At 70.9% G+C, this 19,064-nt stretch carries 17 protein-coding genes; 8 read left to right on the top strand and 9 right to left on the bottom strand.

The features are described 5' to 3' along the window. Positions 1-212 precede the first annotated feature (212 nt). Together ACIO3P_RS34835 and ACIO3P_RS34840 are read left to right on the top strand one after the other, a co-directional pair. Complete coding sequence (locus ACIO3P_RS34835) at positions 213-899, top strand: maleylpyruvate isomerase family mycothiol-dependent enzyme (RefSeq protein ID WP_401850303.1); 687 nt, start codon at positions 213-215, stop codon at positions 897-899. A 172-nt stretch (positions 900-1,071) separates the two neighbouring features. After that, positions 1,072-1,725: an MBL fold metallo-hydrolase gene (locus tag ACIO3P_RS34840; protein ID WP_401850305.1), complete on the top strand. Its 654-nt coding sequence runs from the start codon at positions 1,072-1,074 to the stop codon at positions 1,723-1,725. A 121-nt stretch (positions 1,726-1,846) separates the two neighbouring features. Here the strand turns inward: ACIO3P_RS34840 and ACIO3P_RS34845 are convergent, their stop codons facing one another. The 5 genes from ACIO3P_RS34845 to ACIO3P_RS34865 form a co-directional block, all read right to left on the bottom strand. Then, positions 1,847-2,854, bottom strand: a complete 1,008-nt coding sequence (locus ACIO3P_RS34845) for a TerC/Alx family metal homeostasis membrane protein (protein ID WP_401850307.1) — start codon at positions 2,852-2,854, stop codon at positions 1,847-1,849. 253 nt (positions 2,855-3,107) lie between these two features. After that, positions 3,108-5,069 (bottom strand): TerD family protein, encoded by a 1,962-nt coding sequence (locus ACIO3P_RS34850; RefSeq protein WP_401850836.1) that lies wholly within the window; start codon positions 5,067-5,069, stop codon positions 3,108-3,110. Positions 5,070-5,394: 325 nt separating this feature from the next. Continuing rightward, positions 5,395-5,961: a TerD family protein gene (locus ACIO3P_RS34855; RefSeq protein WP_329826330.1), complete on the bottom strand. Its 567-nt coding sequence runs from the start codon at positions 5,959-5,961 to the stop codon at positions 5,395-5,397. Positions 5,962-6,152: 191 nt separating this feature from the next. Beyond that, on the bottom strand, positions 6,153-8,279 hold the full coding sequence (gene uvrB / locus ACIO3P_RS34860; RefSeq protein ID WP_329826136.1) for an excinuclease ABC subunit UvrB: 2,127 nt from the start codon (positions 8,277-8,279) through the stop codon (positions 6,153-6,155). A gap of 85 nt (positions 8,280-8,364) precedes the next feature. Next, positions 8,365-9,255, bottom strand: coding sequence for an MHYT domain-containing protein (locus tag ACIO3P_RS34865; protein WP_401850309.1), 891 nt, complete (start codon positions 9,253-9,255; stop codon positions 8,365-8,367). A gap of 304 nt (positions 9,256-9,559) precedes the next feature. Between ACIO3P_RS34865 and ACIO3P_RS34870 the strand changes: the two genes are divergently transcribed. The 4 genes from ACIO3P_RS34870 to ACIO3P_RS34885 all read left to right on the top strand — a co-directional run bounded on the left by ACIO3P_RS34870 (position 9,560) and on the right by ACIO3P_RS34885 (position 13,090). Beyond that, complete coding sequence (locus ACIO3P_RS34870) at positions 9,560-10,462, top strand: glycerophosphodiester phosphodiesterase (RefSeq protein WP_401787901.1); 903 nt, start codon at positions 9,560-9,562, stop codon at positions 10,460-10,462. 84 nt (positions 10,463-10,546) lie between these two features. Then, complete coding sequence (locus ACIO3P_RS34875; protein ID WP_401850311.1) at positions 10,547-11,101, top strand: methylated-DNA--[protein]-cysteine S-methyltransferase; 555 nt, start codon at positions 10,547-10,549, stop codon at positions 11,099-11,101. Positions 11,102-11,183: 82 nt separating this feature from the next. Continuing rightward, complete coding sequence (locus ACIO3P_RS34880) at positions 11,184-12,179, top strand: pseudouridine-5'-phosphate glycosidase (RefSeq protein ID WP_401850312.1); 996 nt, start codon at positions 11,184-11,186, stop codon at positions 12,177-12,179. After that, positions 12,176-13,090, top strand: a complete 915-nt coding sequence (locus ACIO3P_RS34885; RefSeq protein WP_401850314.1) for a carbohydrate kinase family protein — start codon at positions 12,176-12,178, stop codon at positions 13,088-13,090. The genes ACIO3P_RS34880 and ACIO3P_RS34885 overlap by 4 nt, the downstream gene beginning before the upstream one ends. A gap of 89 nt (positions 13,091-13,179) precedes the next feature. Here ACIO3P_RS34885 and ACIO3P_RS34890 read toward each other — a convergent pair whose 3' ends face one another. Both ACIO3P_RS34890 and ACIO3P_RS34895 read right to left on the bottom strand, forming a co-directional pair. Next, a complete protein-coding gene (locus ACIO3P_RS34890; protein WP_401850315.1) occupies positions 13,180-13,824 on the bottom strand; it encodes a uridine kinase in 645 nt (214 codons plus the stop codon). A gap of 84 nt (positions 13,825-13,908) precedes the next feature. Continuing rightward, a complete protein-coding gene (locus tag ACIO3P_RS34895; protein ID WP_401850316.1) occupies positions 13,909-14,589 on the bottom strand; it encodes a winged helix-turn-helix transcriptional regulator in 681 nt (226 codons plus the stop codon). 69 nt (positions 14,590-14,658) lie between these two features. Between ACIO3P_RS34895 and ACIO3P_RS34900 the strand changes: the two genes are divergently transcribed. Continuing rightward, entirely contained in the window at positions 14,659-15,870 is a 1,212-nt protein-coding gene (locus ACIO3P_RS34900; RefSeq protein ID WP_401850318.1) for a pyridoxal phosphate-dependent aminotransferase, read from the top strand. Between the two features lie 479 nt (positions 15,871-16,349). Here ACIO3P_RS34900 and ACIO3P_RS34905 read toward each other — a convergent pair whose 3' ends face one another. Then, positions 16,350-17,081 (bottom strand): hypothetical protein, encoded by a 732-nt coding sequence (locus tag ACIO3P_RS34905; protein ID WP_401850320.1) that lies wholly within the window; start codon positions 17,079-17,081, stop codon positions 16,350-16,352. Between the two features lie 226 nt (positions 17,082-17,307). Here ACIO3P_RS34905 and ACIO3P_RS34910 point away from each other — a divergent pair, with 226 nt between their 5' ends. Continuing rightward, positions 17,308-18,465, top strand: a complete 1,158-nt coding sequence (locus ACIO3P_RS34910; RefSeq protein WP_329826126.1) for a S1 family peptidase — start codon at positions 17,308-17,310, stop codon at positions 18,463-18,465. A gap of 100 nt (positions 18,466-18,565) precedes the next feature. Here ACIO3P_RS34910 and ACIO3P_RS34915 read toward each other — a convergent pair whose 3' ends face one another. Beyond that, positions 18,566-19,009 carry a hypothetical protein gene (locus ACIO3P_RS34915; RefSeq protein WP_401850321.1) on the bottom strand — a complete coding sequence of 148 codons (444 nt, stop codon included), beginning with the start codon at positions 19,007-19,009 and terminating at the stop codon, positions 18,566-18,568. Positions 19,010-19,064 lie beyond the last annotated feature (55 nt).

Raw genomic sequence — 19,064 nt, forward strand, 5'->3', positions numbered from 1 at the left:
TGGAGAGAAGCAGGGGCTGAGCCCCCGACCCAGGGTACGGGGGGCCGCCAAAACGGTGAATTCTGCGAGATACGGAACACCGGGCGCGGTCGGGCCACGCGGGGATTCCTCTTGGCCAGGATGCCTCTACCGAGCTTATAGCACGCGCATTCGATTTACGGCGGGTCTCGGCCGTCTTCACCCGATCGAGTGGCGGCGCTATGGTCGGCGCCATGATCGACCACGTGCGTGACCTGGAAGCAGTACGCGAAGCGACCGAGCGGCTCCTCAGCGCAGCCACCGCACTGGACAACGCGGCGCTCGCCGCGCCGTCACGGCTCCCGGGGTGGAGCCGCGGTCATGTCCTGGCGCATATCGCCAGGAACGCGGACGCACTGATCAATGTCCTCGAAGGCCGGCCCATGTACCGGGACGCCGCGACCCGGGACGCGGACATCGAGCGGGACGCCCCGAGGCCGCTCGCCGTCCAGCTCGCCGACGTACGGGACTCGGGCGACCGCTTCCTGCGGACCGCCGAGGTCCCCGCCGACTGGTCGCGCGTGATCACGATGCGCAACGGTGTCACGGACGTGGCGGCCCGGGTGCCGTTCCGGCGGCTGGTCGAGGTCGAGCTGCACCATGTCGACCTGGGTCTCGGCCGGGAGCTCGAAGACCTGTCCGAGGAGTTCACCGGGCGGGAGACCGACTTCCTGGTGGAGCGCTTCGCCGGCCATGCCGAGGTCCCGCCGCTGGCCCTGAGCACACCGGACGGACGCCACTGGCGCACCGGGCGCCACGAGGGCACCCCGCTCCCCGTGACCGGCCCGGCTCCGGAGCTGATGGGGTGGCTCGCGGGCCGCCGCGACGGCGCGGCCCTGACCTGCCCGGCCGCCACCCTGCCCGTACTGCCGCCCCTCTAGGCCCGGGTCCCGCCCCGGGCCCGGACTCAGATCCTGCCCAGGTCCAGGTCCTGTCCGACACCGCCCGCCGGGGCGACGCGGAGCGTCACCGACCGACGACAACGCCGCGAGGCGCGGTGCCAGGGCACGCGAGCCCAGCAAGATCCAAACGAGAGGCCCTAGGGTGATCCGTATGACATACAGCGGAACCGTGACGGTCGGCGGACCGGCGGACGTGCATGAGCTGCCCGCCCTGATGATCTCCAAGGTCGCCGTCGGGCCGATGGAGAACAACGCCTATCTGCTGCGCTGCCGGGCCACCGGCGAGCAGCTCCTGATCGACGCGGCCAACGATGCCGCGACTCTGCTGACGCTGGTGGGTGACGGGGGCATCGCCTCCGTCGTCACCACCCACCGGCACGGCGACCACTGGCAGGCCCTCGCGGAGGTCGTGGCGGCCACCGGGGCGCGGACGTACGCGGGCCGGTACGACGCGGAGGGCATCCCCGTACCGACCGATGTGCTCGTCGACGACGGGGACACGATCCGGGTCGGCGAGATCAGCCTCACCGCCGTCCATCTCGTGGGGCACACCCCGGGCTCGATCGCCCTCGTGTACGACGACCCGCACGACCACGCGCATGTCTTCACCGGCGACTGCCTCTTCCCCGGCGGCCCCGGCAGGACCGGGGAGCCGGCGGACTTCGCCTCGTTGATGGACGGCCTCGAAACGAAGATCTTCGGGAAGCTGTCCGACGAGACGTGGATCTACCCCGGCCACGGCGACGACTCCACCCTCGGCGCGGAGCGCCCGCATCTCGCGGAGTGGCGGGCGCGGGGCTGGTAGCCCCGGGCGGCGGCCCCGGCGTGGGGGCGCACCGTACACAGCAGTGAGCGGGGCGGGTGGCGGTATCGCCACCCGCCCCGCTGCCGCACCGGCCTGCTGAATCAGGCTCTGTCGCGCGGGATCAGGCTTCTATGCTGTCCTTCGCCTTGCCGTCGCCCGTCTCGGCGGCCTCGGCGGCCTCGCGCTCCGCCTGCTTCTTGGAGGCGATGAGGCTGGTGATCGTGGTGATGATCAGGACACCGCAGATGACGCCCAGCGAGACCGGGATGGAGATCACGGGGACGTGCACCCCGAGCTCGTGCAGGGCGTGCAGCACGAGCTTCACGCCGATGAAGCCCAGGATGGCCGACAGGCCGTAGCTGAGGTGCACCAGCTTCTTCAGCAGACCGCCGAGGAGGAAGTAGAGCTGGCGCAGACCCATCAGGGCGAAGGCGTTGGCCGTGAAGACGATGTACGGGTCCTGGGTCAGGCCGAAGATCGCGGGGATGGAGTCCAGCGCGAACAGCACATCGGTGGTGCCGATGGCGAGCATGACCACCATGAGCGGGGTCAGGATCCGCTTGCCGTTCTCCCGGATGAAGAGCTTCGTGCCGTGGTAGCGGTCGGCGACACCGAAGCGCTTCTGGACGGACTTGAGGAGACGGTCCTCCTCCCACTCCTCCTCGTCGTCATCAGCGCGTGCCTCCTGGATGAGCTTCCAGGCGGTGTAGATCAGGAACGCGCCGAAGATGAAGAAGACCCACGAGAAGCTGGAGATGATCGCGGCGCCCGCCGCGATGAAGATCGCGCGGAGCACCAGCGCTATCAGCACACCGATGAGCAGCACGCGCTGCTGGAGGTGTGAGGGCACCGAGAACTTCGCCATGATCAGGATGAAGACGAAGAGATTGTCGACACTGAGCGACTTCTCGGTGACGAACCCGGCGAAGAACTCGCCGGACGCCTGGGCCGAGCCGAACCACAGCAGGCCGAGACCGAACAACACGGCGAGGGCGATCCAGACGATCGTCCATATGCCGGCTTCCTTCGTCGACACGTCATGGGGCTTGCGCCCGATGAAGAAATCGACGGCGATGAGGGCACTGAGACCAAGAATGGTCAGCACCCACAGGTTCATGGAGACGTCCACTGTTCCTCCGGCTTCGTACGGCTACTGATCAGCGTCGTCGCTGCCGGAGGTCTCTTCCACCCGGGCGGCACTGCCGCTCCACGGGCCGACGCCCCGGGACCGATGGCGGTCCGTATTGACGGGCACGTCGCGATGTGGGAGTACTCCCCTCCGCTGCCAGGAACAGTACAGGAAAGACCAAAGAAAGGTAAAGAGAGCTCCAAGTGATCTTCAAGTGTGCTGTTCGGAGCTCTCCCGCCCGGGTGGGCGCCGGTCAGCGCCCTCCCGTCCGCCGGGCCTCCGCGACCTGGTCCAGCACCCTGCGCAACACCCGGCTGCCGGGCGGGACCGCCGGGGGCTCGTACGTCCAGGAGTGGCCGACCCAGGGGTCGGCGAGATGGTCGTCGGGCACCGGGCTGATCCGGAGCAGCGAGCGCCAGAGCGGGTCGAGGACCGGTCCGTACGCGCTCGCGTCCTCGCGGTTCGCGACCATCAGCAGATGCACGCCGACCGCCGGGCCCTCGTCGGCGAGATAGCGGAGCTGGGTCACGGCGCGGTCGTCGAAGCCGTGCGGGAAGTCGTTGACGATCAGAAGCTGCTCGGCGGTGTCCAGGTCCGGCGGCAGCGACTCGGCGGCCCCGCCCCGTACTGCCATCTGGACGAGGTCCACCCGCTGGGTGAGGCGCGCGAGGACGGCGGAGACTCCCCCGGCGCCGGCGGCGGGCGGCTGGTCGAGCACGCCGGACGTGACCAGCGGGGCGAGCGGGACCGCGGCGGAACCGGCCGGGTCGATCACATGGACGGTGAACTCGCCGGGCGGATGGACCGCGAGGAGCCGGGCGGCGAGGGTGACAGCGGTGTCCATGGCCGCTCCGCGGAGCCGCGCGTCGTCCATCATCAGGGCGGCGTCGGAGCCGGTCCTGCCGCTGTCGATCCACAGCCCGCGCTCCAGCGGCAGCCGTACGAGCATCGGGATCCGCAGATCGGGGCGCTCGGGCAGATGGACGTCACCGAGGCGCAGCGCCATCGGGATCTCCATCGGGACGCGGTAGGCGTGCCAGACGGGGCTGTCCCAGCGGGCGAACGCGGGCGGCAGCGCGGGCTCGACCACCTCGGACTCCGCGACGAGCTGGGTGAGGTCGCGGTCGAGGACCTCGCGGGCCTGGGCGGCGAGCCCGTCGTGCTTGGCGCGGGCCGCAGCGCGGGCGGCGTCACCCGCGCCGCCGATGCGCTGCCGGGGGTCCGAGAGGACGCGATCCAGCTCCTGGTCCATCCGGGACTCCGCGAAGTCCATGGCGCTGCGGTAGGCGGCCACGCTGCGGGCCAGGTCCTCGAACATCCCCCAGACCTGGTTGTAGAGCCGCTCGTCCAGGGACCAGCCCGTGGCGTCCCCGGCGACCGGCCGGGGCGGCTGTCCCGGCGGGGTGGGCGGCGCGGCCGGTGGCGGGGTGGGCGGCGCGGCGGTCCTGCGGCCCGGATGCGTGTAGTTGACCGCGCCGGTGGCGCCTCCCGTACCGCCCGTACCTCCCGTGCCGCCTGTGCCGCCCGTGCCGCCCGTGCCGCCTGAAGCGGGGGCGGCTGCTCCGCCGGGTACGGCGGGCGGGTCGGCGGGGAGCGGCTGTGGGGCGGCGGACGGCTGCCGCCCCTCGCCGCCAGGGGTGAGGGGGGTTTGCACGGCGCCGGCGAGATGCCGGGCCACGGCCTCCTGGACGGCTGCGGCGAACCCCGCGGCCTGCGGCAGGCCGCGGTCGCCGAGGAGCTCGGCGAGGCCGCCCGCGTACCCCTGGCCGACGGCGCGGACCTTCCAGATGCCCTGGCGGCGGTAGAGCTCCAGCGCCACCACGGCGGACTCGGTGTCCAGTCCGGTGAGGGTGAAGCTGGCGATCTCGGTGCCGTCGGTCGCGGTGACGGCGGCGAAGGGCGCAGCGGTGGCTCCGAACCGGTCGGGGCCGCCGACGCCCTCGGGGAGCGCGAGCAGCACCTGCACGAGGTGCGCCTGCTCGGACAGGGCGCCCAGATCGATGTGGAAGCGGAGCGAGACCGCGGCCTGCCGGGACACCTCGATACCGGGAAGGCGGGGCGAGCCGGGGTGGACGATCCACTCGGGGCCGCGTACGGCGCCCTGGGCGTCGCCCAGCGTGGCGCAGGCCATCACCGGGGCGCCGGCCGTCACCCGGATCTCCAGTCGGGTGTGGGGCAAGGGGTGGTTCTGCCCCCGGACCAGCTCGGCCGTCATCGCCTCTGTCCCCTCGTCGGTCACGCGTCGTTCTTCAGGTGTGGGTGGTACGGGCGCGGCCCTCGGGCCCGCCCGTCCGGCGCGGATCCCCGGACGCGCCCCTCGGATGCGCCCTTCGGGTACGCCGGAGCAGCCGCGCAGCCCCCGGCGGCCGGGCGATGCCGGGCCTCCGGGAGCTGCGCGTACGTCGGCGGTCCGCCGTGATCACGGATCCGTTCATGAGCACGGATCCGCAGTGGTCACGGATCCGTCGTGATCACGGATCCGCGGTGGTCACGCATCCGTCGTGGTCGCGGGACCCGCCATGGTCACGGGATCCGCCGTGTCACAGGTGCGGCAGGATCGACGGCATCAGGTCCTGGAACGTACGGCCGTTGGCCGGGTTGCCGAGGGCCGTCATCTGCCAGCCGGCGCCCACCCGGTGGACCTTCGCCATGATCTGGGCGGTGTACTGCCCGCCGCCGTCGAGCGTGTAGCGCGCCAGCTCCTGGCCGTTGGTCTCGTCGACGATGCGGCAGAAGGCGTTCTGCACCTCCTGGAACGTCTGGCCGGTGAAGGAGTTCACCGTGAAGACGATCTGGTCGATGTGGACCGGCACCCGTGCCAGGTCGACGAGGACCGCCTCGTCGTCGCCGCCCTGTCCCGCGCCGCCGACCAGGTTGTCCCCGGTGTGCCGGACCGAGCCGTCGTCGCTGACGAGGTGGCGGAAGAAGACCACGTCGACCGGCTGCTTGTCGGCGAAGAGCACCGCCGAGGCGTCCAGGTCGATCTCGCGCGTACGGGAGCCGAACAGACCGCGGCGCGGGGCGGCCTGCCAGCCGAGGCCCATACGCACCGCGGTCAGCGAGCCGCCGTCCTTCTTCTGCAGGCTGATGGCCTGTCCCTTGGTCAGATTGACCCCAGGGCCCCCGGGCGCGCCGCCCTTGGATACGTCCACCACGCGCTGTCCCCTCTCGAATGGTTTCCCCCGCAACCGTCCGAATACGGTTACGCGTACGCGGCACCCTACGCAGTCACCCGGACGGCGCAGGAGGCTTGGACCGTTTTTGTGTCGGTCTTGCAACACACCAGGTGTCCGGCGTGTCAGGCGAGTCCCGCCTCCCTCATCTGCCGCAATTCCTTCTTCAGTTCGCCCACTTCGTCGCGGAGCCGGGCGGCGATCTCGAACTGCAGCTCGGCCGCCGCCGCCCGCATCCGCTCGGTCATCTCCTCGATGATTCCCGCGAGTTCGGCGGCGGGCCGGTCGGTGACCACCGCGCCGGTGGCGCCCGCCTTGCCGCTCTTCGCCGGCTGCACGCCGAGCGAGGGCACCGGTGCCTTCGCCTTGCCGTCCTTGGACTGCCGGTACCCCGTGCCGAGCAGGGCCTCGGTGTCGACCTCCTCGCGCGCGATGGTCGCGACGATGTCGTTGATCTTCTTGCGGAGCGGCTGCGGGTCGATACCTCGCTCGGTGTTGTACGCGGTCTGCTTCTCCCGGCGGCGGTTCGTCTCGTCGATGGCCTTCTCCATCGCCGGGGTGACCTTGTCCGCGTACATGTGGACCTGGCCGGACACGTTGCGCGCCGCCCGGCCGATGGTCTGGATGAGCGAGGTGCCGGAGCGCAGGAAGCCCTGCTTGTCGGCGTCGAGGATCGCCACGAGGGAGACCTCCGGCAGGTCGAGCCCCTCACGCAGCAGGTTGATGCCGACGAGGACGTCGTACTCCCCGGCGCGCAGTTCGCGCAGCAGCTCGACCCGGCGGAGCGTGTCCACGTCGCTGTGCAGGTACCGCACCTGGATGCCCAGCTCCAGGAAGTAGTCGGTGAGGTCCTCCGCCATCTTCTTGGTGAGGGTGGTCACCAGGACGCGCTCGTCCTTCGCGGTGCGCTCGCGGATCTCGTGCACCAGGTCGTCGATCTGGCCCTCGGTGGGCTTGACGACGACCTCCGGGTCGACGAGTCCGGTGGGACGGATGATCTGTTCCACGAACCCGTCGGAGCGGGAGAGCTCGTACGCGCCGGGCGTGGCCGAGAGGTAGACGGTCTGGTCGATCCGCTCCTGGAACTCCTCCCACTTCAGCGGCCGGTTGTCGAGCGCGGACGGGAGCCGGAACCCGTGGTCGACCAGGGTGCGCTTGCGGGACGCGTCGCCCTCGTACATCGCGCCGATCTGCGGCACGGTGACATGCGACTCGTCGATGACCAGCAGGAAGTCCTCGGGGAAGTAGTCGAGGAGGGTGTTGGGCGGGCTGCCGGGGCCCCGGTCGTCGAAGTGCATCGAGTAGTTCTCGATACCGGAGCAGGAGCCGATCTGGCGCATCATCTCGATGTCGTACGTCGTCCGCATCCGCAGGCGCTGGGACTCCAGGAGCTTGCCCTGCTTGTCCAGCTCGGCCAGGCGTGTCTCCAGCTCCCGCTCGATGCCGTTGACCGCCTTCTCCATGCGCTCGGGTCCCGCCACGTAGTGGCTGGCCGGAAAGATGTAGAGCTCCTCGTCGTCGCTGATGACCTCGCCGGTGAGCGGGTGCAGCGTGGAGAGCGCCTCGATCTCGTCGCCGAACATCTCGATGCGGACGGCCAGCTCCTCGTAGACCGGGAAGATCTCGATGGTGTCGCCGCGGACGCGGAAGGTGCCGCGGGTGAACGCCAGGTCGTTGCGCGTGTACTGGATGTCGACGAAGCGGCGCAGGAGCTGGTCGCGGTCCAGCTCCGCGCCGACCTTCAGCGGCACCATCCGGTCCACGTACTCCTGGGGCGTGCCGAGGCCGTAGATGCAGGAGACGGAGGCGACCACGACCACGTCGCGCCGGGTGAGGAGGGAGTTGGTCGCGGAGTGCCGCAGCCGCTCGACCTCCTCGTTGATCGAGGAGTCCTTCTCGATGTAGGTGTCCGACTGGGGGACGTACGCCTCGGGCTGGTAGTAGTCGTAGTACGAGACGAAGTATTCGACGGCGTTGTTCGGCAGCAGCTCGCGGAATTCGTTGGCGAGCTGGGCGGCGAGGGTCTTGTTCGGCGCCATCACCAGAGTCGGACGCTGAAGCTTCTCGATCATCCAGGCGGTGGTCGCCGACTTTCCCGTGCCGGTCGCGCCGAGCAGGACGACGTCCTTCTCCCCCGCGCGCACACGCCGCTCCAGGTCGGCGATGGCCGTGGGCTGGTCGCCGCTGGGCTGGTAGGAGCTGACGACCTCGAAAGGCGCCACCGTACGTTCGATCTTGGAAACGGGCCGCATGGATCCACCGTACGACCCCGCACTGACAGTGGGGTCCCGAGCGGCTCCGGGACCGCGGTGGATCATGCGCGCGGCGTGGCCGGGATCACCAGTCGTGGAGGTCCGGGGGGCTGCGGCGCGGGGACCGGGCAGCGGTCCTCTCGGCCGGGTCACGGTAGGCCGGGCGCGGCCGGATGCGCTGCGCCGGCACCCCGGAGTGTCCGCACGGCCCGCCCGCGGAGCCCGTGGGCCGCTTCCGGCCGCCGCCCGTCACGAGCAGCGGGTCGACCACGACCGCCACGCTCGCCAGCAGCAGGAAGACCGCGGGGCCGATCAGCATCGGGACGAGCAGTTCGGTGGCCCGCTCGCCGGAGGCGACGCCGGCGGTGTCCTCCAGATGGACATGGACGGCGGCCATCGCCGTGTAGTGCATCCCGGTCGACGCGGCGCCCATGACCAGGCTGGCGGCCACACTGGCCAGGAATCCCCGGCGCGAGACGACGACCCACAGGGCGCCCGTGGCGGCGATGACGGCGATCAGCACGGAGAGGGCGACCGTCACGGTGTCGTAGTCGATGGTCCCCCCGTCCAGCCGCAGTCCCGCCATGCCGAGGTAGTGCATGGTGGCGAAGCCCAGGCCGGTGATGGTCCCGCCGGTGAGCAGGGCCATCGGTGTCGACGCGCGGTAGCCCACGATGAAGATCCCGACGCCGACCATGAGGATGCCCACCACCAGGCTGGCGAAGGTCGTCAGTCTGTCGTAGCCGACCGGCGCCTCGATGACGACGAACCCCGTCATCGCGATGAAGTGCATGGTCCATACACCGGAGCCGATCGAGGCGGCGCCGAGCGCCAGCCCGCCCGGTTTCCAGGCGCGCCGGGTCCGCAGGCATCTCATGGTGCAGCGCAGGCCCAGCGCCGAGCCGAGGCAGGCCATGAGAAAGGCCACCACGGGTGTGACGAGACCGTAGCTGAATCCATCGATGGTGCCCTGCATGTTGGTTTGCCCTTCGCCCCTTCTGCTCACTGTACGGATGCGCCGGTTTCGGGAGGGTAGGACGGTCGGCCTTGGATTCAAACAGGTACTCGGCGATTTATCGACAGGGGTCGTCCCCAACCGGCACATCCACAACTTCCGGACAGCTCTCCCCCGGCGTGTCTTCACGATGCCACCCCACGCTGTGACTTCATGTTGTGGCCAGCCTTCGCCTGTCTCCTGTTGACCCAAGGCTGCCACCCTCGGGCAGACCGTCCCACCGCACACCCCCCTTCACGACCACCTCACGACGCGAGGAGTCCACGTGTACGCACGCACCTCAGTCACCACGGCCGCCGCTCTGCTCGGGGTCTCGGCGCTGCTCCTTCCGGGCACCGCCACCGCAGCCACCACCGCCACCGCCACCTCTGCCGCGGCCCCGGCGGCACGGTGCGCCGGTCCGCTCGTGATCGCGCACCGCGGTGCCTCCGCCTACGCACCGGAGAACACCCTCCCGGCCGTCGAAGCGGCCGAGGCCCTGGGCATCGACTGGGTGGAGAACGACGTCCAGCGGACCAAGGACGGCCGGCTCGTCGTGATCCACGACGACAACCTCGTGCGCACCACGGACGCGGAGCAGGTCTTCCCGGACCGCGCGCCCTGGAAGGTCAAGGACTTCACCGCCGCGGAGATCGCCCGGCTGGACGCGGGAAGCTGGTTCGGCGAGCGGTGGGCGGGCGCCCGCGTACCGACCCTGGAGCAGTATCTGCGCGCGGTCGAGGCCAACCAGCAGAAGCTGCTCCTGGAGATCAAGGCCCCTGAGCTGTATCCGGACATCGAGAAGGACATCCTGCGGGTGCTGCGCCAAGAAGGGTGGCTGGACCGGGAGCACGTCAGGAACAAGCTGGTGATCCAGAGCTTCGGCGCGGACAGCGTCCGCGCGGTGCATCAGGGGCGGCCCGACATCACGACGGGCTTCCTCGGCACGCCCCCGGTGGCCGAACTGCCGTCGTACGCGGCGTTCACGGACCAGATCAACCCGACGCACACCTCGCTGACCAGCGAGTACGTGGCGGCCGTGCACCGCTTGAAGGGCCCGCACGGCAAGCGGCTGACGGTGAGCACCTGGACGGTCAACGACGCGGCGGGCGCCGTACGGGTCAGGGACCTGGGCGTGGACGGGATCATCACCAACAACCCCGACGTGGTGCGGGACGCAATCGGCTGAGCCGGACCCGGCCCCGTCATCTCGGGTAAGCCCCGTCGTCGCAGGTGAGGCCCGTTGTCAGTGGCGGCCCGTACCGTGGTTCACATGAACGAGTACGGGCGGTCGCCGGCGTCGCCGGTGGAGTGGACCGTCATGGAGAGCGGCATCGGGCCGCTGCTGCTGGCCGCGACGGACCAGGGGCTGGTGAGCGTCGTCTTCCACGCGGGGCCGCGCGTACGGGAGAGGGCGCTCGCCCGGATCGGGGACCGGCTGGGCGCCGAGCCGGTCGAGTCCGCCTCCGGGCTGCTCACCGGGGCGATACGCGAGCTGTCGGCGTACTTCGCCGGTGAGCTGCGGGAGTTCGGCCTGCCCCTGGACTGGACGCTCTCCTCCGGCTTCAACCGGCAGGTGCTGCGCGAACTGGCGACGGGTGTCCCGTACGGCACGGTGGTCGGTTACGGGGACCTGGCCGGGCGGGTGGGACAGCCGGCGGCGGCGCAGGCCGTCGGCGCGGCGATGGGCTCCAACCCGCTGCCGGTGGTCGTGCCGTGCCATCGCGTGGTGGAGAGCCATGGCGGGCTGGGCGGTTTCGGAGGCGGGCTGGAGACGAAGCGTCAACTGCTGGCCCTGGAGGGCGTGCTTCCCGAGCCGCTGTTCTAAGAGGGGCGTGTTCCGGCCGTCGGGGCCGCCGGTGGGCGTGCCCGCACGTTTGCGTGAGCCTCGCATGTGCCAGGGATGGGACATGCCAGACAGAGCAGGCACCACACCGCAGGTCTCCCCCGAGGTGAGGGAGGCGCTGGCCACGGGCCGTCCCGTGGTCGCCCTGGAATCGACGATCATCGCGCACGGTCTGCCGCGGCCCCGGAATCTCGCGGTCGCGGAGGAACTGGAAGAGCTCGTACGGTCCGGCGGCGCCGTCCCCGCGACCGTGGCCGTCCTGGACGGCCGGCCCCGTCTCGGCCTGGACAAGGACGAGTTGGAGCGGGTCGCGCGGGACGACTCCGTACGGAAGCTGGGCCATCGCGATCTCGCGCCGGCGATCGCGGCGGGCGCGAGCGGGGCGACGACCGTGTCCGCCACCGCGTTTCTCGCCGCGCGCGCCGGGATCCGGGTCTTCGCGACCGGCGGCCTGGGCGGGGTGCATCGCGGCTGGACCGAGACCCAGGACGAGTCGGCCGATCTGCGGCTGCTGGCCAGGACCCGGATCACGGTGGTCTGCGCGGGGGTCAAGTCGATCCTGGACGTTCCGGCGACCCTCCAGCGGCTGGAGACGCTGGGCGTCTCCCTCCTCGGCTACGGGACGGAGCGTTTCCCCGGCTTCTGGCTGTCCTCCTCCGGCGAGCCGGTCGACTGGACGGTGCGTACACCCGAGGAGGTCTCCGCGGTGATGCGCGCGCAGGACGCGCTGGGCGGCCCGGAGGCCGCGCTCGTCGTGGCCAACCCCGTACCGGAGGCGGACCAGCTCGATCCGGAGCTGCACGACCGGGTGGTCGCGGAGGCGCTCGCCGCCTGCGCCGAGCGGGGCATCGGCGGCCAGGCCGTCACCCCGTTCCTGCTGGACCTGCTGACCCGGCGGACCGGAGGCGCCTCGCTGGAGGCCAATCTCGCGGCGGTGCGCGGCAATGTGCGGCTCGCGGCGCGGATCGCGGCGGCGTGGACGGCCGCTCCCCCGCCGGCCACTCCCCTGCCGACCGCTCCCGGGGAGCCGGCAGCCGCGAGGAAGGAAGCGGCCGAGTGACGGTCCGCCACGGTCGCCCGGGGTCGGGGCTGCTGGTGATCGGTGACGTGGTCACCGATGTGGTGGCGCGGTACCGCACCCCGCTCGCCCGCGGGACCGACACCGCCGCCGAGATCCGTACGCTCCCGGGCGGAGCCGGGGCTAACGCGGCCTGCTGGGCGGCGCACACCGGCTGCGCGGATGTCCGGCTGCTGGCCGGGGTGGGCGCGGACGCCCGTGACTGGCACGCGGAGCGGCTGCGGCTCGCCGGGGTACGGGCCCGTCTCGTGGTCGACGCGCGAGCGCCGACGGCCACGGTCATCTGCCTGGTCGACGCGTCCGCCGAGCGCACGCTGCTCACCGACAGCGGCGCCGCGCTGCGCATGTCGCCCGCCGAGTGGTCACCGGATCTGCTCGACGGGATCGGCCGGCTGCATCTCTCCGGCTATCTCTTCTTCGCCGACACCAGCCGTCCACTGGCTCTCGCCGCCTTGGGCTCGGCAGTGGAACGAGGCGTTCCGGTGAGTGTGGACCCCGCCTCCGCCGGGTTCCTCAAGGAGTGGGGGGCGGATCGTTTCCTCGCGGCGGTCGAGGGCGCCGAGACCCTGCTCCCCAACGCGGACGAGGCCCGGCTGCTCACCGGTCTGCCGAACCCGGCGGACGCCGCGGCCGAACTGAGCAGGCGCGTACCGGTCGCGGTGGTGACCCTGGGCGGCGACGGCGCGCTGGTGGCCGAGCGGGGCGCGGTGACGGCCCGGGTCCCGCCGCTCCCCGCGCGGGCCGTGGACTCGACGGGCGCGGGGGACGCCTTCACCGGCGCCTTCCTGGCAGCGCGCCTCAGGGGAGCGGGTCCGGCGCGGGCGGCGGAGGCCGGCTGCCGGGCGGGCGCGCGGGCGGTGGAGATCCCGGGCGGACGACCGGCGGCGGAGTGAGGGCCGGCGGCGCGGGCCGAGCGTCGGCCAGGCGCGGTCGGATCGGGCAGGGGGCGGATCGGGCAGGGGGCGGGGCAGGCAGGGGGCGGTCAGGGGCTGCCCAGGCCGCTCCAGGCCGGGTGGCGCGGGTCGTCGGCCCGTACGACCACGTCGGCGGTCGCGGCCGGGTCCACCTCCGCCTCGTACCGTTCGAAGGCGGGGAGCGTCCAGCGCTCGCCCGGGTCCGTACGGCGCCGGAGCGCGCCCGGTGACAGCCGCAGATGCACCGTGAGGTCGAACGGGAACCAGTGCCCCATCAGCAGGGGCCCGTGCACCACCAGCACCCCGCCCGGGGCGAGTTCGCGGTGCGGGGAGCGGGTGGCCCGGTCGGTGGCCGGGTCCCAGAGGTCCGGCAGGACCCGCCCCGTACCGCCGGGGTCCAGCGGCCCGAGCACCTCGCGCCAGAGCGCCCCGGTGTCGAACCATCCGCTGTAGTACGTGTCGGGGTCCTCGCGCCCGTACTCGTACCGCAGCGACGCCGGGCGCAGAAAGCCCCCGGCCCCGACCACCAGCACCGAACGGCCGCGTACGCGCAGCGCCTGGGCGAGCGCGGCGGCCGACTGGTCGGGGCGGGCCGCCGGGGCGCCGTCGAAGGCGACGCGCAGCCAGGGGCCGCCGTCGGCCGGCGGGGTCTCCAGGAGCCGGTCGGCGAGGGCCTCGGTCAGCCGTTCCCAGGTGATCGCTTCGAGTCGCACCGGTCCATCATCGTCCAGCGGCCGGGGAAGCGGAGCGGCACGGTGTTGACGTGGAGCCCCCTGTAACCCACCCCCGGCCGTACCTCACTCACCGCGCAGGATCTTCGCGAGCGTCCCCTCCCCCGTCACCGCGATCCGTCCGTCCCGCACCCCGTCCCCGACCGTCAGCGCGCCCGCACTCAGCGCGCGGCAGGTGTCGGCGTCCAGGGTGAGGCAGGCGTCAGGGCCGGGCGCGGGGCCGTCGCCGTACGCCGGCCGGGCGGCGTCCCGTACCGCTCCGTCCTCCCCGAGCCGCAGGTGGAACACGCCCTCGTCGAGCCGGACTTCCACCACCCCCTCGGCGCCTGGGGCACCCGACGGCCCCGACAGCGCCCGCAGCAGCGGTACCGCGAACCAGTGGGCCCGTACCGCGTCCGTCGGCCGGCGCTCGTCCAGCGCCGGAGCGCCCCATTCCGCCAGCGCGGCGAGGACCGGCAGCAGTCCTCGTCCACGCTCCGTCAGTTCGTAGACGTACGCGGCGGCCGGCGGGGGCAGCCTGCGCCGCGTGGCCAGTTCGTCGCGCTCCATGTCCTTCAGCCGGGACGCGAGCACATCCGTGCTGACGCCGGGCAGATCCGCGTGCAGGTCGGTGTAGCGGCGCGGACCCGCCAGCAGTTCACGGACGATCAGCAGCGTCCAGCGGTCGCCCACGGCATCGAGGGCGCGGGCGGCGGCACAGTACTGGTCATAGCTTCGGCGACGTGGCATGCGACGCAGTCTAGACATGTCGTTGGACTTTCCAAGCTCACACTTGGTAAAACCAAGTATCGCATTCAAGGTCGGGGAGGCCACCGCATGGAATTCCGGCAGTCGAGCAAGCTCAGTGAGGTCTGCTACGAGATCCGCGGCCCGGTGATCGAACACGCGGACGCGCTGGAGGAGGCGGGCCACAGCGTGCTGCGCCTCAACACCGGCAACCCCGCGCTCTTCGGGTTCGAGGCGCCGGACGAGATCCTCCAGGACATGATCCGGATGCTGCCGCAGGCGCACGGCTACACGGACTCGCGGGGCATCCTCTCCGCGCGCCGGGCCGTGGCCCAGCGCTACCAGGCCCTCGGGCTGAACGATGTCACGGTCGATGACGTCTTCCTCGGCAACGGCGTCTCGGAGCTGGTCTCCATGGCCGTGCAGGCGCTGCTGGAGAACGGCGACGAAGTCCTGATCCCGGCCCCCGACTTCCCGCTCTGGACCGCCGTCACCACCCTGGCGGGCGGGCGGCCCGTGCACTATCTCTGCGACGAGTCCGCGGAGTGGTACCCGGATCTGGACGACATGGCGTCGAAGATCACCGGCCGCACCAAGGCCGTGGTGATCATCAACCCCAACAACCCCACCGGCGCGGTCTATCCGCGGGAGATCGTCGAAGGCATCCTCGATCTCGCCCGCCGCCATCAGCTCATGGTGTTCGCCGACGAGATCTACGACCAGATCGTCTACGACGACGCGGTCCACCACACCGCCGCCTCCCTCGCCCCCGACCTGGTCGTCCTCACCTTCAGCGGGCTCTCGAAGACGTACCGCGTGGCCGGTTTCCGCTCCGGCTGGCTCCTCGTCACCGGCCCGAAGCAGCACGCGCGCAGCTATCTCGAAGGGCTCACGATGCTCGCCTCGATGCGCCTGTGCCCCAACGCGCCCGCCCAGTACGCCATTCAGGCCGCCCTCGGCGGGCGGCAGTCCATCAAGGAGCTGACCGCGCCGGGAGGCAGGCTGTACGAGCAGCGCGACCGCGCGTGGGAGAAGCTCAACGAGATCCCCGGTGTGTCGTGCGTCAGGCCGAAGGGCGCGCTGTACGCGTTCCCCCGGCTCGACCCCAAGGTGCACAAGATCCACGACGACGAGCGCTTCGTCCTCGATCTGCTGCTGCGCGAGAAGATCCAGGTCGTCCAGGGGACGGGCTTCAACTGGCCGCGCCCCGACCATTTCCGGATCCTCACCCTCCCGTACGCCGACGATCTCGACGCGGCCATCAGCCGTATCGGACGCTTCCTGAGCGGATACCGCCAGTAAGGGAGGCCCACGCACCCGGAAAAAGGAGCGGACCCGGGGGCATAGCCAACCTCCCGGGCCCTGAGATGCCACCCATCTGGCACGCCGGCACGTTTAAGAACCCAGGTCATTCATGAAGTCGCCGCGTCCTGCCTTTGGACCACCGCGCATCGAGCTGCGCAGGCCGGAGTTGAACCGGCATTTCGACGTCCGGGGCCTGGGCCCGTTCGATCCGGCGATCGGCGGCGAATGCTGAGTCTGGAGCAATAGTCTGAGATTGATCGCGGTCTGCCTCTGCCCGTTGGGCTACCGCGGCCCGTCCATCCGTACGGATGTGCCGCGAGGAGGACTCGAACCTCCACTGGAACCGCGCCTTCACGACAAGCTTCAGTTTCAGCTTGCGCTCCTCGCGCACCCCGGCACACACCGGAACAGGGCTCAAGCCCTGCCCCGACGGCCGGGGAATCTTGGGGAACTGCTCTGGCTTTACCTGAGCGAGACTACCCGAACAGGTAGCCGAATACGGCGTCACCCACCCGCTCGTCGGTGACCTCGGCGCCATTGGCCTCCTCGCGGGCGAACTTCACCGCCTGCTGGAGTTTCTCGACCCGGTCGAGCAGTTCGTTGACCCGGCGGGCCGGCAGCGACCCGCTGAATTTCACCGTGGTCCAGTAACCGACGGGAATGTCCTCGTAGTACACCTCGACCTGCGCCGGGTGTTTCTCCGTGGCCTCGGCCTTCACATGGTTGCGCGGCACCTTCTTCGTACGGAGGGTGCGCACCGCCTCCGTCTTCCACGCGTCCGTGGACGGGTCCTGGCTCCAGGACTCCGCCGCGTCCAGCACCGGCAGCTTGCGCACAAAGGTGTTGAGGTCGGTGAGCTGCTTCTCCAGGAAGAGCAGGTACGACACCGGCGCGTCGCTCACCAGCACCCGTCCGTCGACGGTGACATCGGCGCGCGCCACGCAGTTCGCCCAGTCCTTGGTGGCGGTCACGTCGAACAGGCGCGTCAGGGTCTTCGCGGTCTCACGCAGGACGTCCTCGGCCTTGACCTGGACCCGGGTGGACTCGGGCGGAAGCTGCTCGCCCTCCTCGTCCTTGGGCTGGTAGGTACGGGAGATGCCGGCCAGCAGCGCCGGCTTCTGGAGACCGTGATGAGCCGCCGTCAGGTCCTGGTGCGCCTTGGACTTAATGCCCTTTTCGACCGCGATTATCTGATTGAGTTTCGCCACATCGTCGACCCTAACAAGCCAACAACCCGTGATCGAAGGATTAAACGACCGGACGGAAGGGCGACAGGAAGGCCACGGGGAGGCCGGTGGAGCGGTGGCCGACGGACAGTCGTTGGTATGGACCTGTCACGCATCCTCGGTTACGCTCCGGCTGGCATCGCCTGGAAGCGCTCTCAGGCGCTGCTGTTCCACCCCCACGCTGCTGGAACACAGAAGGGCAACTCCCTTGAGACGTACGACAGTTGTTCGCACCGGTCTCTCCGCGCTCCTCATTCTCGGAACCTGGGTGACCGCCGGGATCTCCCCCGCGGCCGCCACCCCCTCCACAGCCTCCGATGCCAAGGCCCCGGCCTCCTCGGGCATGCTCACGGCGATGCAGAAGGACCTCGGCCTGACGAAGAGCCAGGCCGTGGCCCGGCTGGCCGCGGAGAAGACCGCGACCGCCGTCGAGACCAAGGCGAAGCGCGCGGCGGGATCGTCGTACGGCGGCTCCTGGTTCAACCCGGACAGCGGCACGCTGACCGTCGCTGTCACCGACACGGGCAAGGCCGAAGCGATACGGGCGACCGGCGCGACCGTACGCCTGGTCAAGCACAGCGAGCGGCAGCTCGACGCGGCGAAGGACCGCATCGACGCGCTCGCCGACGACGCGCCGGCGGGTGTCAGTGGCTGGCGCGTCGACACCAAGTCCAACCAGGTCGTGGTGGACGTCGTGACCGCGCGGAAGAACGACAACGATGTCCGTGCCTTCGTGGCCCAGGCCCGCGAGGCCGGCCCCGTCACGGTCGAGGAGACCGCCGAGGCCGCGAAGACCTTCGCGGCGGGCACGGTCGGCGGCGACCCGTACTACACGGGCAACGTCCGCTGTTCCATCGGCTTCTCGGTGCACGGCGGCTTCGTCACCGCCGGCCACTGCGGTGGGACCGGCTCCCAGGTCAGGGGCTGGGACAACTCGTACATCGGCAACTTCCAGGGCTCGACCTTCCCCGGCAACGACTACGCGTGGGTGAACGTCGGCAGCGGCTGGTGGACCGTTCCGGTCGTCCTCGGCTGGGGCACCGTCTCCGACCAGCTCGTCCGCGGCTCCAACGAGGCCCCCATCGGTGCCTCGATCTGCCGCTCCGGCTCCACGACGCACTGGCGCTGCGGCAACGTCCAGGCCAAGAACGTCACGGTCAACTACGCCCAGGGCGCCGTGTACTCCATGACCCAGACCAGCGTCTGCGCCGAGGGCGGCGACTCCGGCGGCTCGTACATCAGCGGTGACCAGGCCCAGGGTGTCACCTCGGGCGGTTCGGGCAACTGCACCAGCGGCGGTACGACCTTCTACCAGCCGCTCAACCCGATCCTCAGCCGTTACGGCCTCACTCTGCACACCGCCTGACGTTCCTCGTACCTCGTCAGGCACACGGAAGCCTGTCGCACGGACCGGGCCGGGAAGACCGCCCCGGCCCCCGGGCGGCAGGCTTTCCGGCGCGCTCACATCACGGCGCGCCTTCCCGTCCAGGGGAGCCGAAGTGCCGGCCGCCGACCATGCCGACCTGAATGACCGGGTCGTGATACGTGCCGCCGCTGATCGTGTTGTGGATCTCGATGACCTGCTGGGCAGGGAGGTCCGAGGACAACTCGTCCAGGAGCGCGCGCAGTTCAGCCGCTGCCTCCGGGTCCGCGCGCAGGGTGCGGCGCAGTCGGCCGCGCCACTCCGCGTGGAGGTCGTCGACGGCTTCCGTGTCGTCCTCCCGCTGGGCCGCCGTCAGTTCGGCCCGGGTCGCCTCCAGGTCGGCGCCGACGGACTCCGCGGATCCCCAGCCGCGCGCGGCGAGGAATCCGGCCACCCGGTCGCGCGCCGCGGTCCAGCCGTCCGTCGCCATCTGCTGGACGAGTGCTGTTGCCCCTGCCGTCGCCAGTGCCACCAACTCGGCTTCCACCGCTCCCCCTTCAACCGCTACGAATTGTGTCCGCTCACCGAAGTACGGGAGTGAA

Origin of the sequence: Streptomyces sp. NPDC087310, assembly GCF_044744405.1 — a bacterium.
GTDB lineage: Bacteria > Actinomycetota > Actinomycetes > Streptomycetales > Streptomycetaceae > Streptomyces.

Coding starts and splice junctions, on each gene's coding strand:
- ACIO3P_RS34835 (WP_401850303.1), top strand. CDS start 213: ATGATCGACCACGTGCGTGACCTGGAAGCAGTACGCGAAGCGACCGAG.
- ACIO3P_RS34840 (WP_401850305.1), top strand. CDS start 1,072: ATGACATACAGCGGAACCGTGACGGTCGGCGGACCGGCGGACGTGCAT.
- ACIO3P_RS34850 (WP_401850836.1), bottom strand. CDS start 5,069: ATGACGGCCGAGCTGGTCCGGGGGCAGAACCACCCCTTGCCCCACACC.
- uvrB (WP_329826136.1), bottom strand. CDS start 8,279: ATGCGGCCCGTTTCCAAGATCGAACGTACGGTGGCGCCTTTCGAGGTC.
- ACIO3P_RS34865 (WP_401850309.1), bottom strand. CDS start 9,255: ATGCAGGGCACCATCGATGGATTCAGCTACGGTCTCGTCACACCCGTG.
- ACIO3P_RS34875 (WP_401850311.1), top strand. CDS start 10,547: ATGAACGAGTACGGGCGGTCGCCGGCGTCGCCGGTGGAGTGGACCGTC.
- ACIO3P_RS34880 (WP_401850312.1), top strand. CDS start 11,184: ATGCCAGACAGAGCAGGCACCACACCGCAGGTCTCCCCCGAGGTGAGG.
- ACIO3P_RS34895 (WP_401850316.1), bottom strand. CDS start 14,589: ATGTCTAGACTGCGTCGCATGCCACGTCGCCGAAGCTATGACCAGTAC.
- ACIO3P_RS34900 (WP_401850318.1), top strand. CDS start 14,659: ATGGAATTCCGGCAGTCGAGCAAGCTCAGTGAGGTCTGCTACGAGATC.